The organism is Lacticigenium naphthae DSM 19658, assembly GCF_000425865.1.
Classification (GTDB): Bacteria; Bacillota; Bacilli; order Lactobacillales; family Carnobacteriaceae_A; genus Lacticigenium; species Lacticigenium naphthae.
Map to the genome: position 1 here is coordinate 71,855 of NZ_AUEG01000001.1, position 23,790 is coordinate 95,644.

Here is a 23,790-nt window from a genome sequence, read left to right on the forward strand (position 1 = left end):
AGTTTAAGTAAACTAAGCATCTTGCATCACTTTCACACCATGAACAAAAACATTCACAGAATTTGCTTTAACACCCAACGTTGTATCTAATTGGTATCTCACACGCTCTTGAACATTTTTGCTAACTTCCGAAATTTTCGTACCATAGCTTACTACAACAAATACATCGACAGCCACAGCTTCCTCTTCTTGACGCACAACCACGCCGCGTGCATAGTTTTCTTTTTTCAATATTTCATTAAGATTATCGCGTATTTGATTTTTACTGGCCATTCCTACCACCCCGAAAATCTCTGTAGTGGCTCCACCAACAACCGTTGCAATAACTTCATTTGAAATTTCAATATTCCCATATTTTGTTTGCATGCTGATTCCCATAAATCTTTTCCTCCTTCTGACAAACTAGTCAAAAATACTCCACTATATTTTATCATAGCAGTCTTGAGAATGAAAGAACAAACAATATTGGAAAATCAGGAGCAGTTCAGTTTTTTGCTGTCAAGTAAAATTACTTGAATAAATATATTGCAAATTTTCCTGTTATATGATAAATTAGTCAAGTATGAAAAATGTTTCTATTTAATTAGAAGCTTGCTTAAAGGAGGATTATCAATGGCTAAAGAATGTTATGTAACAGGACGCAAAGCTAGAAGTGGAAATAATGTTTCCCATGCCCACAACAAATCTAAACGCACATTTGGAGCTAATTTACAGAAAGTTCGTATTTTAGTAGATGGCACACCTAAAAGAGTTTGGGTATCAGCTCGCGCATTAAAATCCGGTAAAGTTGAACGCGTTTAAACGTTTGCCTTTAATTGTTAACTGGGAAAAAAAGAGGTAGAGACAACTGTCTCTACCTCTTTTTTATTTAAAAATTTATTTGTAATGAGAGTGGGATAAAAACGTTCAGACCCGAATAGAGCTCCGCATGCTCTATCCGTAAGCCACTAAAGTGTCAACGGATACAGCAACTGGAGCGGATACTCAAAAGATAGTCGTAGACTATCGAAGAGTGTTCGTGAAGTGGCTGTCGGGTCTGTTTTTTGGAGCACGTTTTAGAAAGGAACGTTTGGAAAATGATTAGAGGCTGGGACTTTTGTCCCAGCCTCATCCTATTAAGCATCTTTACTTTGCACGACCATTATCAATCCTTTATTATAGGAAAAATAAGCTTCCTTTTCAACAAACTCATTGCTTACTAATGCAGGAGAGTACGCATAAGAAGTCGCATCTAAATTATATTTAAAATCTTTTAATACTAATTTTTCAATTGCACTTAATCCGATAAACGAAATGTATTTTTTATCTATTTCTTTTTTTATGAAATATTTTCCAGGCAAATAAAAAGAAATAGTATTTGTTTTATCCCTAAAAGTAATGCGGCTTGCAAACTGTTTAAACCGTGGTTGGTTGACCATTAACAAATTACTTAACAAATGATCGATACGACCACCTGTTGCACCAAATATATCTATTTTGGTTGCTTCCAGTTCATTCAAAGCATACAAAAGACTGATTTCTGTATCCGTGTCATCTTTTTCTGCTTCAAAAGCAATTACTTTTCGAGCTTCTTTTGTAATCTTTTCCATATTAGTTGCCGACACAGAATCAAAATCACCGATAGCTACATCAACGGGTATTTGCTTATTTAGTAAATAAACAGCTCCACCATCTACACCCAACCATTTATCGTAATCATTTTGAAAATCTTTTTCAAAATCGATCAACTCAATAGGCCCACCTAACATGATCCCTATCTTTGTCAATTGAAATCCACCTGTTTCAAAGATTCTATTTGTTGATGTCGATCCCCTTCATTGAATACATAGGACCCTGATACGAAAATATCTGCACCCGCTTTACGACATAGATAAGCTGTTTCCGGAACAATACCCCCATCAACTTCAATTTTAAAAGAATAATTGTTCATATCTCTTAATTCATCTAACTGTCTAATTTTGTGTAATGTTTGCTTTACAAAAGACTGCCCTCCAAAACCAGGATTGACCGTCATAACTAATACAAAATCGACCTCTGCCAGAATAGGTTTTATGGCCTCAACGGACGTCCCTGGGTTTATTGTTACTCCAGCCAAAACATTTTTTTGTTTTATTTGTTGAATAGCTTTATGGATATGGTTCGTAGCCTCTACATGTATAGAAACACTATCTGCTCCTGCATCGCAAAAGGCATCAATGTAATTTTCTGGGTTATCTATCATGAGATGAACATCCAAAGGTAACTGAGTATGTGGACGTAATGCCTTTACTATATTTGGTCCAAAAGTAATATTGGGTACAAAATGGCCATCCATCACATCCACATGTAACCAGTCAGCCCCCGCTGCTTCTAAACTTTGAACTTCTTCTTTTAAAATAGAGAAATCCGCGCTTAATAAAGATGGTGCAATAATCATATTCTTCCTCCTTTAAATTTTAATAGTGTGGTTTTCTGTTTTCAATTTCTTCTAAAAACATCAAATAATTTTCATACCGCTGTTTGCTTACGCCACCTACATCAACTTGCCTCTTCACTTCACACTTCGGTTCATTTTTATGCATACATCCACTAAACTTGCATTGGTCAGCATATTTCACGAATTCTGGAAACAAAAAAGGAAGATGATATTTTTCGATGTCATCGAGATTCAATGAACTAAATCCCGGAGTATCAGCGATTAACCCTCCATACATTTCTACTAATTCAACATGCCGTGTGGTATGTTTCCCCCGTCCTAATGCGGAAGATACTTCTCCTGTTTTTAATTTCAAGTCTGGTAACATTCGGTTCAACAAAGTAGATTTCCCTACTCCAGTCTGGCCCATAAATACAGTGACATTATTTTTGAATAACTCACTAAATTCGTTGCTTATATTATATTCTTCCAGAGAAGATTGCATAAATACTTGGTAGCCAATTTCCTCATATAAAGCTTTAGCCTGTAATATGGTCGCTAGTTCTTTTTCATTACATATATCTAGCTTCGTAAAATAAATGATTGACTGGATGTGTTTACTTTCCAACACAATTAAATAACGATCCAGTAGTCGATGAGAAAATGCCGGTTCTTTTGCAGATACAACGATCACTGCCAAATCGACGTTAGCGATCGGAGGTCTTTCCAATTGGTTTTTTCGGGGATCGATCGCTTGAATGACCCCCTCTTTTATGTTTGTACTTTCAAAATCTACAAAGTCTCCAACAAGAGGGGATTCATTTGTTTTTCGGAATAAACCTCTCCCCCTTGTTTGGAAAATTTCCCCCTCGGAATATACGTAATAGAAACCACTTAGTGCTTTACGAATCTGCCCTTTTTTCAATCTGTATCCTCACTTTCTTGGCCATCTACTCGAATTGTGTTATTTTCTTCGATAATTTCTCCATCTCTTTCTATACGATAAGCACCGACTGAATCAGGAGATAACAAGAACGTTAAAGTTATTTCACGATCTTCAGTAATTTCAAACTGCTGATGAATTTCATCTAGTGATCGTTCATTGTCTTCCAAGTAAATTATTACTTGATTGGTTGCGTCTGCTTCTTCACTTTCTGGATCGACATACGTGATGTTTACTGTTCGCGTCACCGTTTGTACTTCAATTTCTTCAGGTCCCAAAGAAATTTCTACAGAAATTCTTGAATTAGCATACAGAGTTTCGCCTGCTTCCGGCGATTGAGTAATAACTTGCCCTTCCGGTATATCTTCTGATGAGCGATAAGTCACGGCTACATTAATATTATTGTCTTCAGCATAGTCCATTACACTATTTTCTGAATAACCTGATAAATCAATTAATTCAAATCGAGGACGACCACTACTGACAACAAATTCTATCGTTGTCTCTAAAGGAACGACTTCAGCACCTTCATCAATTGATTGTGAGATAATATTTCCTTCTTCGATTGACTCATGAAAAGCCTTTGTACTTTCTACAGTGAATCCTAGTTCAGTTAGTTCTGCACGCGTTCGTTCATAGTTTTCATTACTATAATCCGCTACCGGCATTGTTTCTTTGCCAGTGCTGATATAAAGAGTAACTTCAGAATTTTCTTTCACAATACTTCCTATACGAGGATTCGTTCGCGTAACAGTATCTTCATCAAACTCATCGCTCGCTTCAAATAAAGTTTCTTTTATCACTAAACTTTGTTCAGTCAACGCCTCTTCAGCTTCTGTTTCTGTCATTCCTGCAACATCAGGAATAGATACATCATTAGGTAAGGACACAATATATATGATTCCCACTATAAGAGGAAGCAATAATAAAAATAACCATGGCCATTTTTTCTTTTTCGTATCTTTTTTCTGAATATTTCCTTCAGCTTTTGTCGATGATTCAATAGGAGTGTCAGACACCTGATCCACTTTTTTAGGAGGGACGATCGGGTTCAATACTTTGGTTTCTCCATTATCATCGATCACGGGCACAAATTTTTCTTCATGACTTCTTTCAGGAAACAAACTGGTCGCTAAATCAACCCGCATTTCTTCTGCACTTTTATAGCGATGCTCTTTTTCTTTCGCAGTAGCCTTTAACACTACATTTTCTAAAGGCTGTGGTATACGTGTATCCACATTTCTCAAAGAAGGGAGCTCCTCTTGAAAATGTTTTAAGGCCACAGAAACTGCAGATTCTCCATTAAATGGAACTTCTCCAATCAACATTTCATATAGGATAATACCCAGAGAATAAATATCTGATTGTTTAGTCGCCATTGAGCCACGCGCTTGCTCAGGGGAAATATAATGGACTGAACCCAAGAGCGAATTCGTTTGTGTAATTGAGTTTTGAGAAAGAGCAATAGCAATGCCAAAATCAGTTATTTTTACATTTCCTTCATGATCCATTAAAATATTTTGCGGTTTCAAGTCACGGTGTATTATTCCTTGTTCATGAGCGTAATTAACAGCTGACAACACTTGATCCATTATTGCTAAAACATTTTTATAAGAGATTGGATGATTTTCATGAATATATTTTTTCAAATCCATCCCCTCTACATATTCCATTACTATGTAGGGATTTTCTTCTTCACCAACGTCATATATAGAAACAATATTTGGATGATACAACTCTGTAGTTGAAAGTGCCTCTCTTTTGAATCTACGTATACTAGTCTCATCATTTCTAAAGTCATAACGCATAACTTTTACAGCTACATCTCGCTCTAAAATCAAATCTTTTGCTAAAAAAACATTCGCCATTCCTCCACTGCCGATGTTTTTTATAATTTTATAACGTTTGTTGATGCGTTCACCTATTTCCATATGAACTCTTTTCCTTTCTTATGCTTTTTCAGCATACACGATACTAATATTATCCGTCCCACCATTCTCTAAAGCACCATCTAGCAATGTATCAACTTTCTCTTCTTTATCTATATCTTTGCGTAGAATTGAATGAATAGTTTCATCAGACAACTGATTGGTTAAGCCGTCAGAACAGAGCAAGACACTTAGGAAATCAGTGTAGGGAATAGAAAAGTAATCCATTTCTACTTTGGATGCGATTCCCAATGACCGCGTGATCACATTTCGATTAGGATGTTTTTTTGCTTCATTCATCGTTATCTGTCCTTTTTTCATTAATTCATTCACATAAGAATGATCCTCTGTTATCTGGATCAGTTGATCATTCGTTAAAATATAACCGCGACTATCCCCCAAATTTCCAAACAAAACGACTGTTTCCAAAAAAACAGCTACAACGATTGTTGATCCCATACCTTGAAAATCTTCAAAGCGCAAAGACTTTTTATGAATTTCTTTATTAACTACATTAACCTCTTGTGTCATCCATTGTTTTATTTCTTCAATAGACAAAAGATTATTTTTACTCCAAGCATGACCCAAGTGCGTAGCTGCCATTTCACTAGCCACATCACCAGCGTTATGCCCGCCCATGCCATCACACAGAACAGCAAGAACTTGATCGTTTTTGTTCTTATATAAGCCAATATAGTCTTGGTTTGTTTTTCTCACTTTTCCTAAATGTGTTCGCATAGAAAACTGCATGCATACCACCATCTCTTTCTTACTATTCCTGAATTCTCTTTTTTCTCAATGTACAAATAAAGAAGCCATCTGTACCATATTGATGAGGTAATAACGAGATGCTACCCTCTTCATCATGTGTATCCATGGACTCATTTAATTTTACAGGAATCTGTTCAAAGTTCCCATGATAATCTAAGAATTCTTCAATAACTTCTTTATTTTCTTCTTTAGTAATTGTACATGTACTATATACTAATTTTCCACCAGGTTTTAATAAGGAAGAAACAGAATCTAATATCTCTAACTGTAAAAACTTTAATGCAATAATATCTTCAGGAGTTTTAGTATACTTGATCTCTGGTTTTCTTCTCATTAGACCAAGACCTGAACAGGGTGCGTCAACTAAAATCCTGTCAAAAGTTCCTTCAGAAAATTTTTCTGATAATTTTCTTGCATCATATTTCTCAACATCAATCAATTTTTCAACTTGTTGTCGCTTTGCATTTTGTTTAACCAAACTTACCTTGTGATCATATAAATCAAATGCCTTCACGATACCTCCGCCTTTTAAAGCTAGTTCTGAGGCGATGTGTGTTGTTTTTCCTCCAGGTGCAGCACAGGCATCCAATATTGTGAACCCTTCTTCTATATCCAAAGCAGGAGCTACAAGCATACTCGATTCATCTTGAATAGTTATTTTACCTTCTCGAAATAAGGAAGTATCTACAACATGTCCACTTTTAACTTTTAACCCTAGTTGGGATACTTGGCTTCGCTCAACCTGAATCCCCTCTTCATCAAGTCCTTTTATAGCCTCTTCGATAGATATCAAGTGTGTATTCACACGAATAGAAGTATGGCTTTCTTCAAGGAAAGCATCCAATATTGCTAGCTGTTCACTTTCATCATATTGATTTCCTATTTTTTTTACTAACCATAGAGGCATGCTATATTGAACCGATAACCGCTCTTCTTTATCGGAAATATCATCTAATGAACGTAGTGGATTCCTTAAAAAATTACGTAACACACCATTTACGAGTCCACTGATTCCTTTATGGCCTCTTTCTTTAGCGATGTTTACTGCCTCATTCAATACTGCACGGTCAGGTATTCTATCAAGATAAACTAATTGATACACAGAAAGCCTCAATAACTGGATAACCCAATTTTGTATTTTGTTTTTTTTCTTCAAATAAGGATCCAAATAATAATCTATGGTCATCTTATGTTGTGTGACTCCATAAACCAACTGTGTCAGTAAGTTGATTTCTTGCTTAGAAAGATCCTGTTTTTTTATCACTCGATTGAGTTCTAAATTAGAATAAGCCTGTTCCGCTTCCATGTTCTCCAATATTTCGGTTGCCAAATAGCGACTGCTCGTTTTTATTTTATTATTCTTTTTTGAATTATCCAATATAATCTCCTACTTCCAACTCTTTTCCTGCACCTGTTAGGAACCGTCTGACATTCATTCTTCCTTTTCCAGAAGTTTGTAGACTCAGTATGTCTACACATGTTTTCCCTCCACAGGCTACTCGAAGAGTATTTTTATCTACTTGTATTATTTCTCCGGGTTGACCTTCGCACTCCTCATCGACAACCTTAACGTCCCATATTTTTAGCCGTTTCCCATTTAGAAATGTATATGCTCCGGGAAATGGACGTAAGCCTCTCACGAGGAAATCGACTGTTTTCGCTTCGTTATTCCAATTGATTTGTTCTTGACTAGAAGTAATATTTGGAGAATACGTTACCTCTTCTTCGTTTTGTTCTCTTTCTTTTATTCTATCTTCGAATAATTGTGGAAGAGTTTCCAACAATAAACCTCTTCCTAAACTACTTAATTTACTAAACATACTACCCACGTCATCATTGTGTTCAATCGGGATACTCTTTTGACTTAAAATGGCACCAGCATCCATTTTCTTGACCATACGCATGATCGTGACCCCGGTTTCATCTTCACCAGACATCAAAGCATAATGAACAGGCGCTCCTCCACGATATTTAGGAAGCAAGGACGCATGGACATTAATTGCGCCATATCTTGGTACAGTCAATAATTTATTAGGCAAAAATTGACCATAGGCAGCTGTGATAATTAAATCTGCTGAAAGACTGATTAATTTCTCTAGTTCTTTCGAACCACTTAATTTTTCTGGTTGAAATATTGGAATATTGTATTTTAATGCAGCTACTTTAACCGGTGGAGGGGTAACTATTTTTTTCCTTCCAACTTTTCTATCAGGTTGAGTAACCACCGCGATGACTTCATAATTCTCATCTAAGACGAGTGCTTCTAAAATGGGAACCGAGAATTCCGGTGTACCCATAAAAATAATTTTTTTCATAACAGATTTCCTTTCTAATTAAATAAAATTGGTTGGTTCTGGATCAATTCCAATGCTCCATCCTTTTTGTAAATCTTTTTGAGTTAACAATAATAGTTCATGTAACTTTTCATATAAGGCTGGTTCATGTTTGTATTTTATGAGTACTTGATAATGGTATTTATTTTTTGTGCGTGCGATAGATTTAGGCGTTGGTCCCAGGACAATGGCTTGGTTGCTGATTGCTGGACGGATAAATTCAATAATTTCATTCATTTTTTTTGCAGCCTTCAATTCATTTTCATGACTCACACTAACACGTAATATGAAATAATACGGTGGATATTGACTTGATCTTCTTAAATTCATTTCTTTTTTATAAAATAAGTCATAGCGATGAGTTTGAGCTAGTTGAATAGAATAATGTTCTGGATTAAAACTTTGAACAATGACTTTCCCTTCTAGTTCGGCTCTTCCAGAACGGCCACTTACTTGAGTTAAAAGCTGAAAAGTTTTTTCGCTTGACCGGAAATCTGGCAAACTCAAAGCGGTATCTGCATTTAACACTCCCACCAATGTCACGTCCGGAAAATCCAATCCTTTTGCAATCATTTGTGTACCCAGTAAAATATTAGCTTTTTTAGAACCAAACTTTTTGAGTAATTTTTCGTGTGCTCCTTTTTTTCTTGTAGTGTCGACATCCATACGGATAATCTTTGCTTCAGGTATAAGTGCCTGCAGTTCTTCTTCAATTTTTTGTGTACCAGTACCGTAATAGCGAATACTTGCACTTTGACATTGCGGGCAACGGTTAGGAATGTTTTCCTCATGGCCACAGTAATGACATTTCATAGTTTTTGTGTCCATATGCAAAGTTAATGAGATATCACAATTTGGACAAGGCAAAACAAACCCACACTCTCTACACATCACAAAAGAAGAGTAACCTCTTCGATTAAGTAACAAGACACATTGTTCATTTCGATCAATTCTATTTTTAATTTCCTTTTTGAGCAATTCCGAAAAACTACTACGATTTCCTTTTTTTACTTCTTCTCGCATGTCAACCAAAGTTACTTCTGGTAATGGCTTTTTATTGGCTCTTTTTTTTAATTCTATGAGCTTATAAACATTTTTACTAGCACGCGCACGTGATTCCAAAGAAGGTGTTGCGCTCCCTAAGATTACTGGGCAATTATGGTGATTTCCTCTCCAAACAGCTATATCTCTAGCATGATAACGCGGATTTTCATCTTGTTTATAGGAATTTTCATGTTCTTCATCAATTATAATGAGCCCAATATTTTTTAAAGGCGCAAAAATAGAAGATCGCGCACCAACGACAACTTTTGCTTCTTCTCTATATATTTTTCGCCATTCATCATATTTTTCGCCGTTTGATAAGCCACTATGTAAAACAGCAACTTCTTCTCCAAATCGACTTTTAAATTGATTGACCATTTGCGGTGTCAATGCTATTTCAGGGACTAGCATCAATGCACTTTTATTATCCTTGAGGACTTCGGCTATAGACTGAAGATAGATTTCAGTTTTCCCACTTCCGGTGATACCCTTTAAGAGAAATACGGTTTTCTCTCTTTGCTCAATCGATTTCATAATATCTTCGTATGCGGATAACTGTTCCTCATTTAATGGGAGTGGATTTGTTTTTAAAAAAGTACTATTTTCAAAGGGATCTCTGTAAATTTCTTCTTTTTTTTGAAGTAGCCATCCCCTTTTTTCTGCTTCTCTTACGGTGGCCGCACTTATTTTTTTTTCTTTCACTAAACCATTTTTATCTATACCCTCGGCTTTCAATGATTGAAGTATATCTAATAGCAATTTTTGTTTGGTAGCTTGCGCTGTTAATCCAATTTTTATTTCTTCATATTCTTCGTATTTAAGTTGAGGATATATTATTGTTTTTTTCTTTGTTGTTGAACGATCAGAGACATTATAAATAATTTCTATTTTATCTAACTTCTTCAATTTCATTATTTCAGAAACTTTATCTTGCTCTACAACTATTTCCCATGGTATTTCATGTTTTCCTTTAAATAGAGAGAAGAGTAATTCTTCCTCTATTTCATCTATGATTCGAACAGTTTTTTGATAGGAAGCACGTAAAACTGAAGGCAACATGGTTTGATAACAACTGATTTGAAAACTGAATGTTTTATATGCCATATCTGTCCCCAATTGAATCAGTTCTTCACTTAGCACTTCGTCTACATCCATCAAATCATCAATTTCTTTTAAATTTCCATCAAATTCGGAATAATCAGTTAAATCAATAACAAAACCCTGAACCTTTCTTGTTCCTTTTCCGAAAGGCACGATTACACGCATTCCTTTTTTTACAGCATCTTCAAACTTTAAAGGCACTTTATAATCAAAAGGTCTATTGGTTTGCATAGTTGGAACATCAACTATTATTTTTGCGATTTGTGTCACTTTCCTCATCCTCTTTTTCCTGAATCATACTTATAATCTTATCAACTATCTTTTCAGCAATGACTTCTTTTTTATTTAAAGATAATTGAAGAGGTTCTCTTTTTAGAGTAAAGAGTGTTACTTCATTAGTATCAACATTAAACCCTCTATCTTTTTGACTCACATCATTCGCAATAATTAAGTCACAATTCTTTTCTATTAATTTTTTTTGTGCATTTTCTTTTAAATCATTTGTTTCTGCAGCAAATCCAACTAATAGTTGTTTTTTCTTTTTACTGCCCATTGTCTTCAAAATATCTACTGTTTTCACCAATTCTAATTGCACTAATTGATTGTCTTTTTTTATTTTTTTGTTTTGTTCGTATTTTGGAGAATAATCCGATACAGCTGCTGCCATAATCAAGCTATCCGCTGTTGCGAAATACTTATCCACTTCTTTAAACATTTCATGTGCTGAAGATACTGTTACCTTCTTTATTCCAGCTGCAACGTTCAATGAGCTAGTGGTTATCAGTAATACCTCCGCACCTTTATCGCGTAGTACTTTTGCTAGAGCATGACCCATTTTTCCCGAGGAATCATTTGAAATATACCGAACAGGATCGATTCTTTCTTTTGTGCCTCCAGCCGTAACGATGACCTTTTTTCCTTTTAATGGAAGATTGATTTCATGTTTTAAAATAAACTGTTCAAATTCACCCATTATACGAAAAAGTTCTGGATAGCGTCCCTTGCCTTCGTATCCTTCTGCTAAAAAACCTATATCCGGTTCCATTAAAGTATATCCAAATTGACTGATTTTCATCCGATTATTTTTTGAGGCGGGATTCATATACATGTTCGAATTCATTGCAGGAATAATAAATACGGGACAATGAATGGCTAACAAAGTCGTAGTAACAAAATCGTCGGCTATTCCATTCGCAATTTTTGCTAACACATTAGCCGTTGCGGGAGAAATGATTGCATAGTCTGCCCAATCAGCTAAGTGTATGTGACTAACATGTTCACTATCCTCTTCTTCAAATGTATCAAGAAAAACTTTGTTTTGACTCAGCACTTGGAATGTTAATGGAGCAACAAATTTGGTCGCATTCTCTGTCATTGCGACTTTGACTTGTGCGCCCTGTTTAATCAATTCTCGCACAAGAGCAACTGTCTTGTATACGGCTATACCCCCTGCTACAAATACGATGATTTTTTTATCTTTTAACATGACTTCACCTTCTCTTTTCTTGTATCTCTATTTTACTAGAAATCAAAGCGTCTGTCTTAACTTATTTGGTCTGTCTTTTATATAAAGATTGCTCATTTTTTATATAAAAGAAAAAAACGCCATTGAACAAAAGAAAGCTAGAAAAATAATCAGCTTACTTCATCATCCAATTGACGTTATCTTTATTTATTATTTCTTTTCACTGTAATCGATAACTAAATCCCCGGCTTCGATTTCTTCTAAAGCCTGACCTACTTCTTTGACAGATTGATATTCTGTTAACAAAGGCATTGCTCCATTTTGCAATTCGTGAGCTCTTTTACTAGCCAATATTACCAAAGAATATTTTGAATTAACCTTTTCCAATAGATTATCTTGTGAAGGGTATAATAACATTTATTCCATCTCCTCTATAAATTTAGCATACGTTTTAATATTCCGCGATACCTTCAAATGTTCACTCTCAATAATGTGCCTAATTTTTTCAGCAGCATTTTCTACAGTATCGTTTTCTACAACATAATCATAGAAACGAATCAGCTTCATCTCTTCTTTAGCTTTCTTCATTCGTTTTTCGATAATTTCCTTTTCATCTGTTCCACGATTTACAATTCGTGATTTTAATTCATCTAAATTCGGTGGGGCTAAAAATATAAATATTCCTTCAGGCATTTTTTCTCGTACTTTTAATGCCCCTTGAACTTCAATCTCTAAAAAAACATCTTTCCCTTTATCCAATGTTTCATTCACGTATTGAAGAGGTGTTCCATAATAATTACCAACGTATTCCGCATATTCTAGTAAGCCATCTTTTTCAATAAGATTCTCGAATTCTTCTCGTGTTCTGAAAAAATAATCTTTTCCTTCCATTTCGCCCTTTCTCTTATCGCGAGTGGTCATGGAAATTGAGTATTCAAATTCGTTATCTTTAGTGTCGAAAAGCTCTTTTCTAACTGTCCCTTTTCCAACACCCGAGGGACCCGATAAAACAATGAGTAATCCGCGTTCGGTCATTTTATTTCCCTTTCTGTCGATACATTTTCATAAAAAACTTGCTAATTAATAGTGTACCATATTTTTGCGAGAATATACTATTTTTCAGCCAGAAAATAAATAATCTAAATAAAATGCTAAAATCACAATTGTTGGTTTGAGCACAATTAACCATTCTATTCTGTTGAGCCAATCCTTCTCCTTTCCACAAAATAAAGCCTGATAAACTTTTTTGATCATTTCAATATCAGCTGGTAATAAAAGCTTTTGTTTCGTTTTGTTCTTCCAGTCCGCAAGAAAAATTTCTTGTAAATATTGATCTTTTGATTTATTTATTTCGTTGTTTTCAATTCTTTCTTTCAATTCTTTTTTAAATGATTGAAATGAAAAAACTCTATCCGGATAAATATAATTTGATTTTCCGATTAATTCGAGTAAAGCTAAGGGCAATGTTTCACCCTTTACACGTAGCCCCCACTCCTCTTTCAGTTTTTTTATTACATGTATTTGTAAAGACTCCTCTATAAAAATTGGATGTTGATAGGCAGCGTGGGACGAGGATAATCGTTTTGCAAGAAATTGATAGAATCTATCTTGCTCATCTTGCCAATCCTGTTGATTAAACGTATACCATCTTCCCATGTAGTCATTTGTTAAAACCTTTTTAGTTTCTAAATAACCTAATTGACTGTTCAAATGCATTCTTTCGCGATTAAAGACCAATAACCCACCTAAGTCCCAAGGAGTTTGAATCATTATTATTTTTTTATTTAAAGTTGGGTTCACTGATTTTGACAATCCGGGTCCTTGTACGTCCACAACAATAAATTGATTTCCACCTAACTTAACAGCAAAATCAATAGGTATATTATCTTTGATTCCACCATCAATATAATATTTTCCTTGAATTTTCACTTTTTCCATGGCTGGAAAAAAAGAAGCGCTCGCGAGCAAATAATTAGCTAACTGCCCATTGGGGATGTCTTCCAATGTATAGTATTCTGTCTGCAATGTTTTAAAATTTGTAACAGTGATCCCTAATTTTATTGAACTTTGTCGAATAGCATTCTCGTTTTCAATTGATCTGCGTATTAATTTTAGTAAAGGCTCTGTAGAAATCCCTTGTTTTAAAATTGATTCTTTAAATAATTCTCTTGCAACTTGTGTCTTATTTTCAGTGTTTTGCATTTCGATTGCTAGAATATTGTTTAATTCAATTTCTCTCCACAGATCTTCAGCAATTTCTCGTTTTCCTTGAGCATACATTACAGCATTCAATGCTCCAACAGAAGATCCAGTTACAATATCCACATTAACCTTCAGTTCTTCTAACGCTTTCCAAACGCCCAATTGAAAAGAACCTTTTGCTCCCCCGCCCCCAAAGACTAAAGCCGTCTTTTTACAAGGATCCATGTCATCACCTTCTTTTTTATCTCCTTATACACTTCATTTTATGTTTTACAATGCATTATAATTAACCTCGAAATTTTATAGTAACTTGATTTTAGTATACCCCACTTCATTATTTTATTAAAATAATCAGAAAAAATGGAGAACCTCATCTGATTGATATGAAATTTAAAATTGACAAAATATAGACATAAATACTCAAAAAAAGAGCCTAGACAAATTGTCTAAGCTCTATCGTTAATGTTCTTAAAAAATCTAGCCCATATCTTTGACTTTCATCAAGCGAGTAATTGCTGCACGTTCAGATTCATCTAATTTCATTTGAATGAAGTAAACCGTTTCTTTCAATTGAGGTATTGTCCGATATTCAAGTGCATTTACTCTTCGTCTAGTTTTTTCAATTTCATCAGCCATTAACTGACAAGTTTTTTCTATTTCAGATAACTCAAGTAAATCTGGCATTACGTCTGTCAATTCAGCTAATGAAGTGTCCAATTCACTATTTGAGTTCAAATAGCCATATTGCAAATTCTTAGGATCTGTATTTTCATCATACCGGAAATTCATGGTCGGTACACGCACGCTCATAATATTCCTTTGACCCATATCCAATTTGACTTCATGCTCAGGAACAGCCATTAATTCCTCAATAAAACTTTCATGTAGCAATGATTTAGCCATCATAAAAGATTGCATTGCATCAGTTAATTTTTTTTCAACTTCAGTTCTTAGTTCGTTATTCTTTCGAATTAAAGAAATGAATTGACGCATTAATTCATCTTGTTTATCTTTAAGCAATTTATGACCACGAGTAGCTAGTTGTAGACGATCTTTCAAGTTTGCCAGTTCCATACGAGTCGGATTGACATTTAATTTAGCCATCTAACTCACTCTCCTTTAGGCAAGTACTTTTTAAGCATATCATCTTTAATACGTTTCAATTCTGATTTAGGTAAAATAGAAAGTAATTTCCATCCTAATTCAAGTGTATCTTCAATTGAACGATTAGTGTAGTTTCCTTGATTGACATATTCTGCTTCAAATTTATCTGTAAATTGTACATATTTCTTGTCCGCCTCAGAGAGAGCAGCCTCTCCTAATACAACGGCTAATTCTTTTGCTTCACGACCTTGAGCATAGGCAGCAAATATTTGGTTCATTGTCGCTGCATGGTCTTCACGCGTTTTACCTTCTCCGATACCTTTATCTTTCAAACGAGAAAGAGATGGGAGAATATTAATTGGAGGTTGAATTCCACTGTTATACAAATCACGTGACAAAATGATTTGACCCTCAGTAATATAACCTGTTAAATCAGGGATTGGGTGCGTAATATCATCCTCTGGCATCGTTAATATAGGAATCTGTGTAATAGAACCTTTAGATCCTTCTAAACGTCCAGCACGTTCGTATAAGGTTGCCAAGTTAGTATACAAGTACCCTGGATATCCACGACGACCTGGCACTTCACGACGAGCAGCAGAAATTTCACGAAGAGCTTCTGCATAGTTTGTCATATCTGTCATAATGACCAAAACATGCATATCTTTTTCAAACGCTAAATATTCAGCAGCTGTTAAAGCCATTCTTGGAGTAGCGATCCGTTCAATCGCTGGATCATCAGCTAAGTTGACGAAGATAACAGAACGATCGATAGCACCTGTTTTCTTGAAATCATTTAGGAAAAATTCAGCTTCTTCAAACGTGATCCCAATGGCAGCAAACACTACAGCAAAGCCTTCGCCAGAGTTTTTAACGTTAGCTTGACGTGCAATTTGCGCGGCTAACTCTTTATGTGGTAAACCTGACCCAGAAAAAACTGGAAGTTTTTGTCCACGTACAAGAGTGTTTAAATGATCGATCGTGGATATACCGGTTTGAATAAATTCATCGGGATAATCACGTGCAATAGGATTGATTGCCTGACCATTGATATCTAGAGTTTTTTCTGGAATCAATTCTGGTCCTCCGTCGCTTACACGACCCATTCCATCAAAAGTCCTTCCAATCATATCTTCGGATACATCTAAAGAAAGTGGGCGTCCTAAGAAGCGCACCTTTGTATCCTCTAAGTTTATTCCACTAGATCCTTCGAAGATTTGGACCATAGCTTTGTCTCCATCAATTTCGAGAACTTGTCCACGACGGCGTTCACCAGTTTGTAATTCAATATCAACCAGCTCGTCAAATTTTACGCCTTCTACGCCTTCAACAGCCATCAGCGGTCCAACAACTTCACTAACTGTACGGTATTCTTTAAGCATCTGAGTCCATACCTCCTTTTTCAATAATTTCTTGAACAGTGTCGGTGATAGCTTGACGTAATTCTTTGTATTTAGAAATTTCCTCTTCAGGAATATATTTCATACGTCCAATTCTTTCACGCACATCAGCAGTTCCATCAATTAGTTCATCATAATAGGAACCCAATTCTAATCCACGAGCTGCTTTATCTTCAAAATGCAATAGTGTGCTGATCATTTCCAACTGCTTGTTTTGAGAAGTATACGTATCAACATCATCAAAGGCATTTTGCTGCAAGAAGTCTTCACGAATCATACGAGAAACAATCATTCTCAAACGGTCACGTTCAGATAACGATTCAATACCGACTAAACGCACGATTTCTTCTAATTCAGATTCAGTTTGTAACAATGCTTTCGTTCTAGTTACTATTGTTGGCCAATCAACATTCAATTTTTCACCAATAAACTTATTCATTTCATTTGAATAAAGTGAATAAGAATTCAACCAATTAATAGCTGGGAAATGTCTTCTTTGAGATAAAGAACTGTCTAAACTCCAGAAAACTTTCGCTACACGTAACGTGTTTTGAGTAACTGGTTCTGAAGTGTCTCCCCCTGGAGGAGAAACCGCACCAATAGCTGTTATGCTTCCTTCTCTTCCTTCGTCTCCCAAAGCAATTACTTTCCCTGCTCGTTCATAATACTCAGCGATTCGGCTACCTAAATAGGCTGGGTAACCTTCGTCCCCTGGCATTTCTTCAAGACGACCTGACATTTCACGTAATGCTTCCGCCCAACGTGAAGTAGAGTCTGCCATGATTGCAACGCTATAACCCATATCGCGGAAATATTCAGCAATTGTGATCCCTGTGTAAATTGAAGCTTCACGAGCCGCAACAGGCATATTCGAAGTGTTTGCTATTAATACTGTCCGTTCCATAATAGATTGTCCAGTATTTGGATCAATTAACTCTGGAAACTCATTGATAACATCGGTCATTTCGTTACCACGTTCTCCACAACCGACATAAACAACAATATCCACATCTGCCCATTTAGCAATTTGGTGCTGAACAACTGTCTTACCAGCACCAAATGGCCCTGGCACTGCCGCTGCTCCACCTTTTGCTACAGGGAAAAGCGTATCAATAACACGTTGTCCAGTAACTAGCGGTTCTACAGGATTGATTTTTGTTGCAATTGGACGTCCTTTACGAACAGGCCACTTCTGTAACATTGTGTAATCTTTGATTCCATCCTCAGTCTTCACAGTGTATATAGTATCTTCTATTTTAAATGTTCCACTTTGGATGGATTCAATTGTTCCATTTACTCCATTAGGTATCATTATTTTATGTTGGATAACAGAAGTCTCCGGAACGGTACCGACTATATCTCCAGGTCCTACTTTCGTTCCCGGTTCAATCGTAGCTGTAAATTCCCATTCATCTTCTCGACTCAATGGATCAATTTGCATTCCACGTTCAAGGAAATTGCTCTTTGTCATTTCCCTAAATTTATCTAAGGGACGTTGAATTCCATCAAACATCTGAGAAATCATACCTGGAGCTAATTCTACGGATAAAGCTTCTCCTGTAGAAACAACCGGTTCACCCGGTCCTACCATAGATGTTTCTTCATATACCTGAATAGATGCAACATCTCCGCGCATCTCAATAATTTCACCAATTAATCCAATCTCACCTACACGGCAAATATCTTGAATATTGGCAGTTTCCATGCCTTCAGCCGTAACTAACGGGCCTGAAACACTTACAATTTTTCCTTTACTCAAACTGGTAACCTCCTATAAAATATTTTGACCCACAGCTTTTTCGACATTTTCTTGGACTCGTTTTTTTCCAATTCCGAGCGATCCAGCATGATTTGGGATCAAAATGACGGCAGGTGTTATTTTTTCGTCATAACGCCGTATTGTATCAGGGATTTGTTCTGCGAGTTGCTCGGTCAAAAAAATGATTCCATAATCTTCATCAGCTAAACGGTCGACTGCTTTTCTTGCTTGAATACCTTCATCCGCAAAATAGACGTCAAAACCAAGCATCTTAAAAGGTAAAACGGAATCTTTGTCTCCGATGACTCCTATTTTACGTGCCATAGTTTAACCGCATCCTCTCTCTAATTTGTTCTGCAGGCAACCCATTTTCTTTTCCTGCTAGAACGAGACGTATATTTTTCACTTCTATTTCTTTTGCATAAAGGTAACCTAACGTAGGTAGAGGTCCAAAAGCTTGTAATCTGGCATCTTGCATTTTTTTCATATATGCATCATCTGTTTCTAAATCGACTTTCACTGGATCAAGTTCTTTAGTTTCAGAATCGATTGACCGTTCAATGATCGACCGATATTTGGTTTCGCTGAGTATTTTTCCCGCGGTGACCAAATCCTCTTTACCAAGCTCAACTAATTCTTTTTTTGGAATAGAGCCAGAACTAGACAAGATAGTTGTCAAAAAATTCTGGGTACGCTGTTGTTTGATCGCACGAGATACTGTTGATAAATTATTTAAATCAATATAATATTCGACGATTTCCATTACTTTAGGATGTCCGATTTTTTGTGCCAAAATCTTCAAATGCGTAAAGTAACGACGATCTAAAATAATGTCGACAGCTTGAACGTTATGGTACTCGTCAAGTTCCTGTTTTACCTCCTGAATACTGTCAATGTATTCAGGATCTAGAACATCTGATTTACCCGAATGAATTGCTTGACGCAATTCCGCAACAGGATATCGTCCAATAGGGATGAGTAAAGAAGAAAAATCATTCCCAGTATATTCTTCTTTAAATAAGACTTTTAAATTATGATAACTATAGCGAAGTGAGGAAATCTCCACTAACTCTGGTTGAGGTACAAAGCTGAATAAATCCTCATAAGCCATATGAAATTCATTCATCAATAATTCGTCATATTTTTTTGTTTCTTTAACAAAATCAACATCATTTCTATATGGTGTATCTTTGAGTATATTTACAGCCTCTTCAAAGTTAGAAGCTGAAAGCATTCTTTCATAATGTCCGCGTGTTAGGAGGTTATTTTCATAAACACGTATACGCACATTTGCGGAAGCATAAGCAGTATCTTGCATTTACGTCCCTCCTCTCATTGGAATAAATTTTTCGTAATAGCTGGAATCAAATCATTTCTAGAGGTTTCAATTAAATCTTCGAATAAGAAATTATATTCAATTCCTTTCTTGCGTAATACGAATCCAGATTGCCCTTTAATTTCGTCAGATGATAAAGTCAAATTTAAATGAGTCGGACTCATGCGATCTAATTTTTCTTGAGTAAAATGATTTAGCGATTCCTCACCAGGAACCACTTCAATTTCATTCGCTTCATCGAAACGATCAAGTACATTTTTTAAGAAAAGGTCAAAAGTTTCAGGATCCAACTGTTTAAATTTAGTTTTTGCATCATCAAAAACAGCAGTCAATATTTTTTGTTTACCCGATAACACATCATTGCGTTGTTTAACGTGAAGTGTGTTATTAGCAATTTCATATTCATGAAGCAAGTTCGCATCAATTTCTTTCTTTTTAACCTCTTTTTGTGTTTCAGCTTTTTTACTTTCATTTAGAAAGAACTCTTTTGCTTCTTCTTTCGAAGTATTAATTCTTTCTTGAACAGCTGCCTTTTCTTTCTCAACTACTCGTTCAGTAAGCAATTTTAAATCAGCCATTTTCTCCCTCCATTCACGTTAATTTTGTTTATCGTAAGAAAATTAAGCATTGAATACAAGTAGGAAGGAAATAACGAATCCTAAGATCGCATATGTTTCTACCATTGCTGAGTAAATAATACCTTTAGTTGAATGTTCAGGTTTTTTAGCTAAAATTTGAATACCTGCTGCTGCAACTCTACCTTGATACATTCCTGAAAATAGTCCAGTAAATGCGATAGGTAACGAAGCCATAAATAAATATAAACCTGTTGAAGCTGCAATATCAGGAGTTACGTTCAAGTAAATTAAAAATGCAATAACGAAACCATAAAGACCTTGAGTACCTGGAAGCAATTCAAGAATCAATGCTTGTCCAAATTTTTCAGGTTGTTCGGTTGTTAACGCTGCTGCTGCCTCACCTGTCATACTTACACCTTTAGCTGATCCAATACCAGAAAAGATTGTTGCCATTGCTATACCAAATGCTGCCCATACCATTCCACTTGTTTCTCCAAAAACTGTTGCTAAACTATCCATGTTTGTTTCCTCCAATTAGTATGATTCTTTAGTTTTTATTATCTATAAATATATATTTTTCTAATGTTCTCAGCGGATTTAATTTTTTCCCGCCACCTTCATAAAACTTCCCGAAAAATTCTACATATTGTAGACGTGCAGTATGCACGTAAGCACTCAAGAAGGTTAAAAAGATGTTTAAAGAATGTAACGCGACGATCAAGACTATCCCAACAGAAAATTTAGCTGCCGTTGGCAAGAAACCAACAATCATATTAAAGGCAAGTGCAATACTTGCACTTGATACTGCTAGAGCCATTAGTCGAGTATAACTTACTATGTCTCCAACATAACCAGTTATTCCGTAGATGTTATATGCACCTAAAGCAAAACCCAATCCCTTTTTCTTACTTGCCAATGTCGAAACGAATAATATTCCAACGACATTTAACACAGCAACGATTATTCCGATGGTGCTTAATAATGAATTATCTAATACCATTGAACCAAGTACCCATAGCAGAACACCTAAAAGTATCATCGCCCAAGAGTACCCATCAATATAAGCTGCTGCTTTTTGTCCTTGCTTACCTTTAACGATTCCCATCGTAATTAATCCTGTAAACATTTGAACAAATCCAAGTGCCACAGAGATGATTAATATAGGGATAACATCCTCTTGAACAGATAAGATTACAAATGGAAGTTCTCGGCCAAAAAAGCTACCGAATAAAACACCAAATGCCATTACACTATAGGAAAGAACATGGAAAAACTTGAGGTTTTTCCGCATACTACCTTCAATATTTACTCCTTTTAGAGCGAAGAGCGTTGCAGCGAATAATAACAATCCATAACCTAAATCCGCACTCATCATACCAAAGAAAATCATATAAAACGGCATCATCAACGGGGTTGGATCAATTTCATCATATTTCGGTAAACTATACATTTCTGTAACTGTTTCAAAAGGAGTGACCACTGCATTATTTTTCAATACAATTGGTACCTTTTTGTACTCATTCAATTCAACGTCTTCATCTAAAACAGCCACATTCTCTTTTCCTACAACTTTATCTATAGAATCAATTAATTGAGGAATTCTTTCTTCTTCAAGCCACCCATATAAAAGGAACAAGCTTTCCGAATTCATCAATAGCTGTTTCGCCGATTCTCTTTGAGAATAATTGTAATAATATTCTTCAGCTAATTCTAACTCTTTCATTGCCTCTTTAAAACCGGCAATTTCACTTGTTAAAAATTGCTTTTGGTGAATAATATCGTCTTGAACTTTTAAATTCTTTTCTAATTCAACTTGAGGTAAATCATTAAATAAATACTCTATTGGATTAAATTGGAAATTTTGCAAGACTTGTTCAATTTCTTTTTGCTGCTCTTTATCTCCAATAATTAAATAAGCAGAATCATCTTTACGAGAATAAATCTCCTCATAATACGCAGAACCTACGTTTTTCAATTCTTGCTTAAATTCATATGCATCTTCTGAATGAATTGTACCCAATTGAACAGTCATCAAGTGTATCTCACCAATTGTATTCGGATTGAACTCTAGAGTTGACCATTTTCTTAAGAAAGCTTCATCTTCTCTTAAAACTTTACGCTTATCCGAAAGACGGATCATTTCTTTTTCTTTCTCCAAAACTGTTTCGAGCAATTGATCAATGTTTTTTGATTCAATACGTTCCTCAAGATCAGCAAGAGACATTCTTTCTCTCTGCGTTTTTAATTTTTCTACCAAACCAGGTCCCTCTATATAATCATTCAAATAATCAATAGCATGTTGAATATCCTTTAATTTCGAATCAAATTTAGAAGTTTGGTTATTGGTGTCTTCAAAAGAGAATTGTTCATATAATTCATCTTCATTAGAATCTGAAAGAGGAATAATTTCCAAGCTTTGCATTTCTTGCACGGCTTTCAGTAAAGGATCTTTATTGGACTGTTCCGCTAAAAGCGTCATTTTCTTCATCTTGGCTATTGCCATAGCGACGCAATACCTCCTTCACAATAAAATTAGCTACATCGTCTTTTTTATCTTGATAGACGTTAGCAAACCGCTCGGATTCAATTGAAACCGTACGATTCACTTCTTCACGTTTCTCTTGAAGCTTTTTATCGTACTGCTCTTTTTGCATCCGTTTGTATTCATCTAGCTGTTTGTTCATTTCTTGATGAATCTCATCGATTTGTTCTTGTGTTTCTTTTTGGATCTTCTTTATTTCTTTTTCTCCATCTTTGCGTAGCTGAATAGCACGCGCCTCAGCTTCTTTCACGTAATCAATTGCTTCGCGGTTCATGAACATCCCTCCTTTCAATAAAAAAAGGACGTAGCTAACAAGCCTCTTCTCACCCCAGAAGAAGGAAAACCTTGAAAGCTTACGCCCAACCGTAATATTATTTGTTTAGCACTATACAATAATAGCACACAATTTGAAAAAATGTCAATCTACTGGACTCTTCTCAGGCAACCTTCAGACTTGTCTTATTCCAAAAAAAAAAAGGATATAATTGAACCAAACAATTTGTGTGATACGATGATCTTTCTTTTTGAGTGTTATAGATTTTCTCAATCTCCAACTTACTTTCGAATTTACTTCAAAAGCATTTTTCATCTCTCAGTATTCAATTGAAAATCGCTGTTATATATTTTTACTTCAATTTCACAAAAAACTATTTGCATACTAGCTCCTTTCCCTATTATCTATCGCTTTCTTCTTATCGCTTTAATTGTAAAACTAATTATGTCCATTTTATTGCAACTATATACACACAGTGAAGTGCAACAGAGAGTGATCATCCGTTGCGTTGTCCCATTGTTCATTGTTTTATATATCCATTCACTTACTTTGCCGCGTTTTAAAAAAACAAAAGAAAGAAAGAAAAAAATAAGTTGCTTTTTTGAACGTGTGTTC

Annotated in this window: 23 protein-coding genes and 1 other annotated feature; of the genes, 1 reads left to right on the top strand and 22 read right to left on the bottom strand. The window is 35.5% G+C overall.

What is annotated here, in order from left to right; translation table 11 throughout:
- Positions 1–12: 12 nt before the first annotated feature.
- Positions 13–378, bottom strand: a complete 366-nt coding sequence (locus tag H626_RS0100325) for an Asp23/Gls24 family envelope stress response protein (protein WP_027107546.1) — start codon at positions 376–378, stop codon at positions 13–15.
- A gap of 234 nt (positions 379–612) precedes the next feature.
- Between H626_RS0100325 and rpmB the strand changes: the two genes are divergently transcribed.
- Positions 613–801, top strand: coding sequence for a 50S ribosomal protein L28 (gene rpmB, locus H626_RS0100330; RefSeq protein ID WP_027107547.1), 189 nt, complete (start codon positions 613–615; stop codon positions 799–801).
- A gap of 314 nt (positions 802–1,115) precedes the next feature.
- On the opposite strand, the gene H626_RS0100335 is transcribed toward rpmB, so the two are convergent.
- The 21 genes from H626_RS0100335 to H626_RS0100435 form a co-directional block, all read right to left on the bottom strand.
- Positions 1,116–1,766, bottom strand: a complete 651-nt coding sequence (locus H626_RS0100335) for a thiamine diphosphokinase (protein ID WP_084140115.1) — start codon at positions 1,764–1,766, stop codon at positions 1,116–1,118.
- Complete coding sequence (gene rpe, locus H626_RS0100340) at positions 1,763–2,416, bottom strand: ribulose-phosphate 3-epimerase (RefSeq protein WP_027107549.1); 654 nt, start codon at positions 2,414–2,416, stop codon at positions 1,763–1,765. Before rpe ends, H626_RS0100335 begins: the two co-directional genes overlap by 4 nt.
- 19 nt (positions 2,417–2,435) lie before the next feature.
- Positions 2,436–3,320 carry a ribosome small subunit-dependent GTPase A gene (gene rsgA, locus H626_RS0100345; RefSeq protein WP_027107550.1) on the bottom strand — a complete coding sequence of 295 codons (885 nt, stop codon included), beginning with the start codon at positions 3,318–3,320 and terminating at the stop codon, positions 2,436–2,438.
- A complete protein-coding gene (gene pknB / locus H626_RS0100350; RefSeq protein ID WP_027107551.1) occupies positions 3,317–5,269 on the bottom strand; it encodes a Stk1 family PASTA domain-containing Ser/Thr kinase in 1,953 nt (650 codons plus the stop codon). The genes rsgA and pknB overlap by 4 nt, the downstream gene beginning before the upstream one ends.
- Before the next feature lie 18 nt (positions 5,270–5,287).
- Positions 5,288–6,016: a Stp1/IreP family PP2C-type Ser/Thr phosphatase gene (locus H626_RS0100355; RefSeq protein ID WP_027107552.1), complete on the bottom strand. Its 729-nt coding sequence runs from the start codon at positions 6,014–6,016 to the stop codon at positions 5,288–5,290.
- A gap of 22 nt (positions 6,017–6,038) precedes the next feature.
- Complete coding sequence (gene rsmB, locus H626_RS0100360) at positions 6,039–7,415, bottom strand: 16S rRNA (cytosine(967)-C(5))-methyltransferase RsmB (protein WP_027107553.1); 1,377 nt, start codon at positions 7,413–7,415, stop codon at positions 6,039–6,041.
- Entirely contained in the window at positions 7,408–8,352 is a 945-nt protein-coding gene (gene fmt, locus H626_RS0100365) for a methionyl-tRNA formyltransferase (protein WP_027107554.1), read from the bottom strand. The genes rsmB and fmt overlap by 8 nt, the downstream gene beginning before the upstream one ends.
- Before the next feature lie 18 nt (positions 8,353–8,370).
- The gene (priA, locus tag H626_RS0100370) at positions 8,371–10,785 is read right to left on the bottom strand and encodes a primosomal protein N' (protein WP_027107555.1); all 2,415 of its coding nucleotides are present in this window, start codon (positions 10,783–10,785) and stop codon (positions 8,371–8,373) included.
- Entirely contained in the window at positions 10,757–12,001 is a 1,245-nt protein-coding gene (coaBC, locus tag H626_RS10275) for a bifunctional phosphopantothenoylcysteine decarboxylase/phosphopantothenate--cysteine ligase CoaBC (protein ID WP_051237682.1), read from the bottom strand. The genes priA and coaBC overlap by 29 nt, the downstream gene beginning before the upstream one ends.
- 189 nt (positions 12,002–12,190) lie before the next feature.
- Positions 12,191–12,397: a DNA-directed RNA polymerase subunit omega gene (gene rpoZ / locus H626_RS0100380; protein WP_027107556.1), complete on the bottom strand. Its 207-nt coding sequence runs from the start codon at positions 12,395–12,397 to the stop codon at positions 12,191–12,193.
- Positions 12,398–13,015 carry a guanylate kinase gene (gene gmk, locus H626_RS0100385; RefSeq protein WP_027107557.1) on the bottom strand — a complete coding sequence of 206 codons (618 nt, stop codon included), beginning with the start codon at positions 13,013–13,015 and terminating at the stop codon, positions 12,398–12,400.
- Between the two features lie 84 nt (positions 13,016–13,099).
- Positions 13,100–14,407 carry a patatin-like phospholipase family protein gene (locus H626_RS0100390; protein WP_027107558.1) on the bottom strand — a complete coding sequence of 436 codons (1,308 nt, stop codon included), beginning with the start codon at positions 14,405–14,407 and terminating at the stop codon, positions 13,100–13,102.
- Positions 14,408–14,659: 252 nt separating this feature from the next.
- On the bottom strand, positions 14,660–15,286 hold the full coding sequence (locus tag H626_RS0100395; RefSeq protein WP_027107559.1) for a V-type ATP synthase subunit D: 627 nt from the start codon (positions 15,284–15,286) through the stop codon (positions 14,660–14,662).
- 5 nt (positions 15,287–15,291) lie between these two features.
- Positions 15,292–16,668 carry a V-type ATP synthase subunit B gene (locus H626_RS0100400; protein WP_027107560.1) on the bottom strand — a complete coding sequence of 459 codons (1,377 nt, stop codon included), beginning with the start codon at positions 16,666–16,668 and terminating at the stop codon, positions 15,292–15,294.
- Positions 16,661–18,445 (bottom strand): V-type ATP synthase subunit A, encoded by a 1,785-nt coding sequence (locus H626_RS0100405; protein ID WP_027107561.1) that lies wholly within the window; start codon positions 18,443–18,445, stop codon positions 16,661–16,663. Before H626_RS0100405 ends, H626_RS0100400 begins: the two co-directional genes overlap by 8 nt.
- A gap of 12 nt (positions 18,446–18,457) precedes the next feature.
- Positions 18,458–18,769 carry a V-type ATP synthase subunit F gene (locus H626_RS0100410; RefSeq protein WP_027107562.1) on the bottom strand — a complete coding sequence of 104 codons (312 nt, stop codon included), beginning with the start codon at positions 18,767–18,769 and terminating at the stop codon, positions 18,458–18,460.
- A complete protein-coding gene (locus tag H626_RS0100415; protein ID WP_027107563.1) occupies positions 18,759–19,763 on the bottom strand; it encodes a V-type ATPase subunit in 1,005 nt (334 codons plus the stop codon). The genes H626_RS0100410 and H626_RS0100415 overlap by 11 nt, the downstream gene beginning before the upstream one ends.
- A gap of 14 nt (positions 19,764–19,777) precedes the next feature.
- On the bottom strand, positions 19,778–20,359 hold the full coding sequence (locus H626_RS0100420) for a hypothetical protein (RefSeq protein ID WP_027107564.1): 582 nt from the start codon (positions 20,357–20,359) through the stop codon (positions 19,778–19,780).
- A gap of 42 nt (positions 20,360–20,401) precedes the next feature.
- Positions 20,402–20,878 carry a V-type ATP synthase subunit K gene (locus H626_RS0100425; protein ID WP_027107565.1) on the bottom strand — a complete coding sequence of 159 codons (477 nt, stop codon included), beginning with the start codon at positions 20,876–20,878 and terminating at the stop codon, positions 20,402–20,404.
- A 28-nt stretch (positions 20,879–20,906) separates the two neighbouring features.
- Complete coding sequence (locus H626_RS0100430; protein WP_027107566.1) at positions 20,907–22,862, bottom strand: V-type ATP synthase subunit I; 1,956 nt, start codon at positions 22,860–22,862, stop codon at positions 20,907–20,909.
- Positions 22,810–23,175 carry a hypothetical protein gene (locus H626_RS0100435; protein ID WP_027107567.1) on the bottom strand — a complete coding sequence of 122 codons (366 nt, stop codon included), beginning with the start codon at positions 23,173–23,175 and terminating at the stop codon, positions 22,810–22,812. Before H626_RS0100435 ends, H626_RS0100430 begins: the two co-directional genes overlap by 53 nt.
- Before the next feature lie 43 nt (positions 23,176–23,218).
- Positions 23,219–23,266 (bottom strand) — a sequence feature (sodium ion sensor (DUF1646 type); this cis-regulatory element may regulate processes involved in with the transportation of sodium ions).
- Between the last annotated feature and the right edge of the window lie 524 nt (positions 23,267–23,790).

Coding starts and splice junctions, on each gene's coding strand:
- H626_RS0100325 (WP_027107546.1), bottom strand. CDS start 378: ATGGGAATCAGCATGCAAACAAAATATGGGAATATTGAAATTTCAAAT.
- rpe (WP_027107549.1), bottom strand. CDS start 2,416: ATGATTATTGCACCATCTTTATTAAGCGCGGATTTCTCTATTTTAAAA.
- pknB (WP_027107551.1), bottom strand. CDS start 5,269: ATGGAAATAGGTGAACGCATCAACAAACGTTATAAAATTATAAAAAAC.
- H626_RS0100395 (WP_027107559.1), bottom strand. CDS start 15,286: ATGGCTAAATTAAATGTCAATCCGACTCGTATGGAACTGGCAAACTTG.
- rpoZ (WP_027107556.1), bottom strand. CDS start 12,397: ATGTTATTATACCCTTCACAAGATAATCTATTGGAAAAGGTTAATTCA.
- H626_RS0100390 (WP_027107558.1), bottom strand. CDS start 14,407: ATGGATCCTTGTAAAAAGACGGCTTTAGTCTTTGGGGGCGGGGGAGCA.
- H626_RS0100355 (WP_027107552.1), bottom strand. CDS start 6,016: ATGCAGTTTTCTATGCGAACACATTTAGGAAAAGTGAGAAAAACAAAC.
- H626_RS0100435 (WP_027107567.1), bottom strand. CDS start 23,175: ATGAACCGCGAAGCAATTGATTACGTGAAAGAAGCTGAGGCGCGTGCT.
- rpmB (WP_027107547.1), top strand. CDS start 613: ATGGCTAAAGAATGTTATGTAACAGGACGCAAAGCTAGAAGTGGAAAT.
- H626_RS0100400 (WP_027107560.1), bottom strand. CDS start 16,668: ATGCTTAAAGAATACCGTACAGTTAGTGAAGTTGTTGGACCGCTGATG.
- H626_RS0100430 (WP_027107566.1), bottom strand. CDS start 22,862: ATGGCAATAGCCAAGATGAAGAAAATGACGCTTTTAGCGGAACAGTCC.
- H626_RS0100425 (WP_027107565.1), bottom strand. CDS start 20,878: ATGGATAGTTTAGCAACAGTTTTTGGAGAAACAAGTGGAATGGTATGG.
- coaBC (WP_051237682.1), bottom strand. CDS start 12,001: ATGTTAAAAGATAAAAAAATCATCGTATTTGTAGCAGGGGGTATAGCC.
- H626_RS0100415 (WP_027107563.1), bottom strand. CDS start 19,763: ATGCAAGATACTGCTTATGCTTCCGCAAATGTGCGTATACGTGTTTAT.
- H626_RS0100410 (WP_027107562.1), bottom strand. CDS start 18,769: ATGGCACGTAAAATAGGAGTCATCGGAGACAAAGATTCCGTTTTACCT.
- gmk (WP_027107557.1), bottom strand. CDS start 13,015: ATGACCGAACGCGGATTACTCATTGTTTTATCGGGTCCCTCGGGTGTT.
- fmt (WP_027107554.1), bottom strand. CDS start 8,352: ATGAAAAAAATTATTTTTATGGGTACACCGGAATTCTCGGTTCCCATT.
- H626_RS0100420 (WP_027107564.1), bottom strand. CDS start 20,359: ATGGCTGATTTAAAATTGCTTACTGAACGAGTAGTTGAGAAAGAAAAG.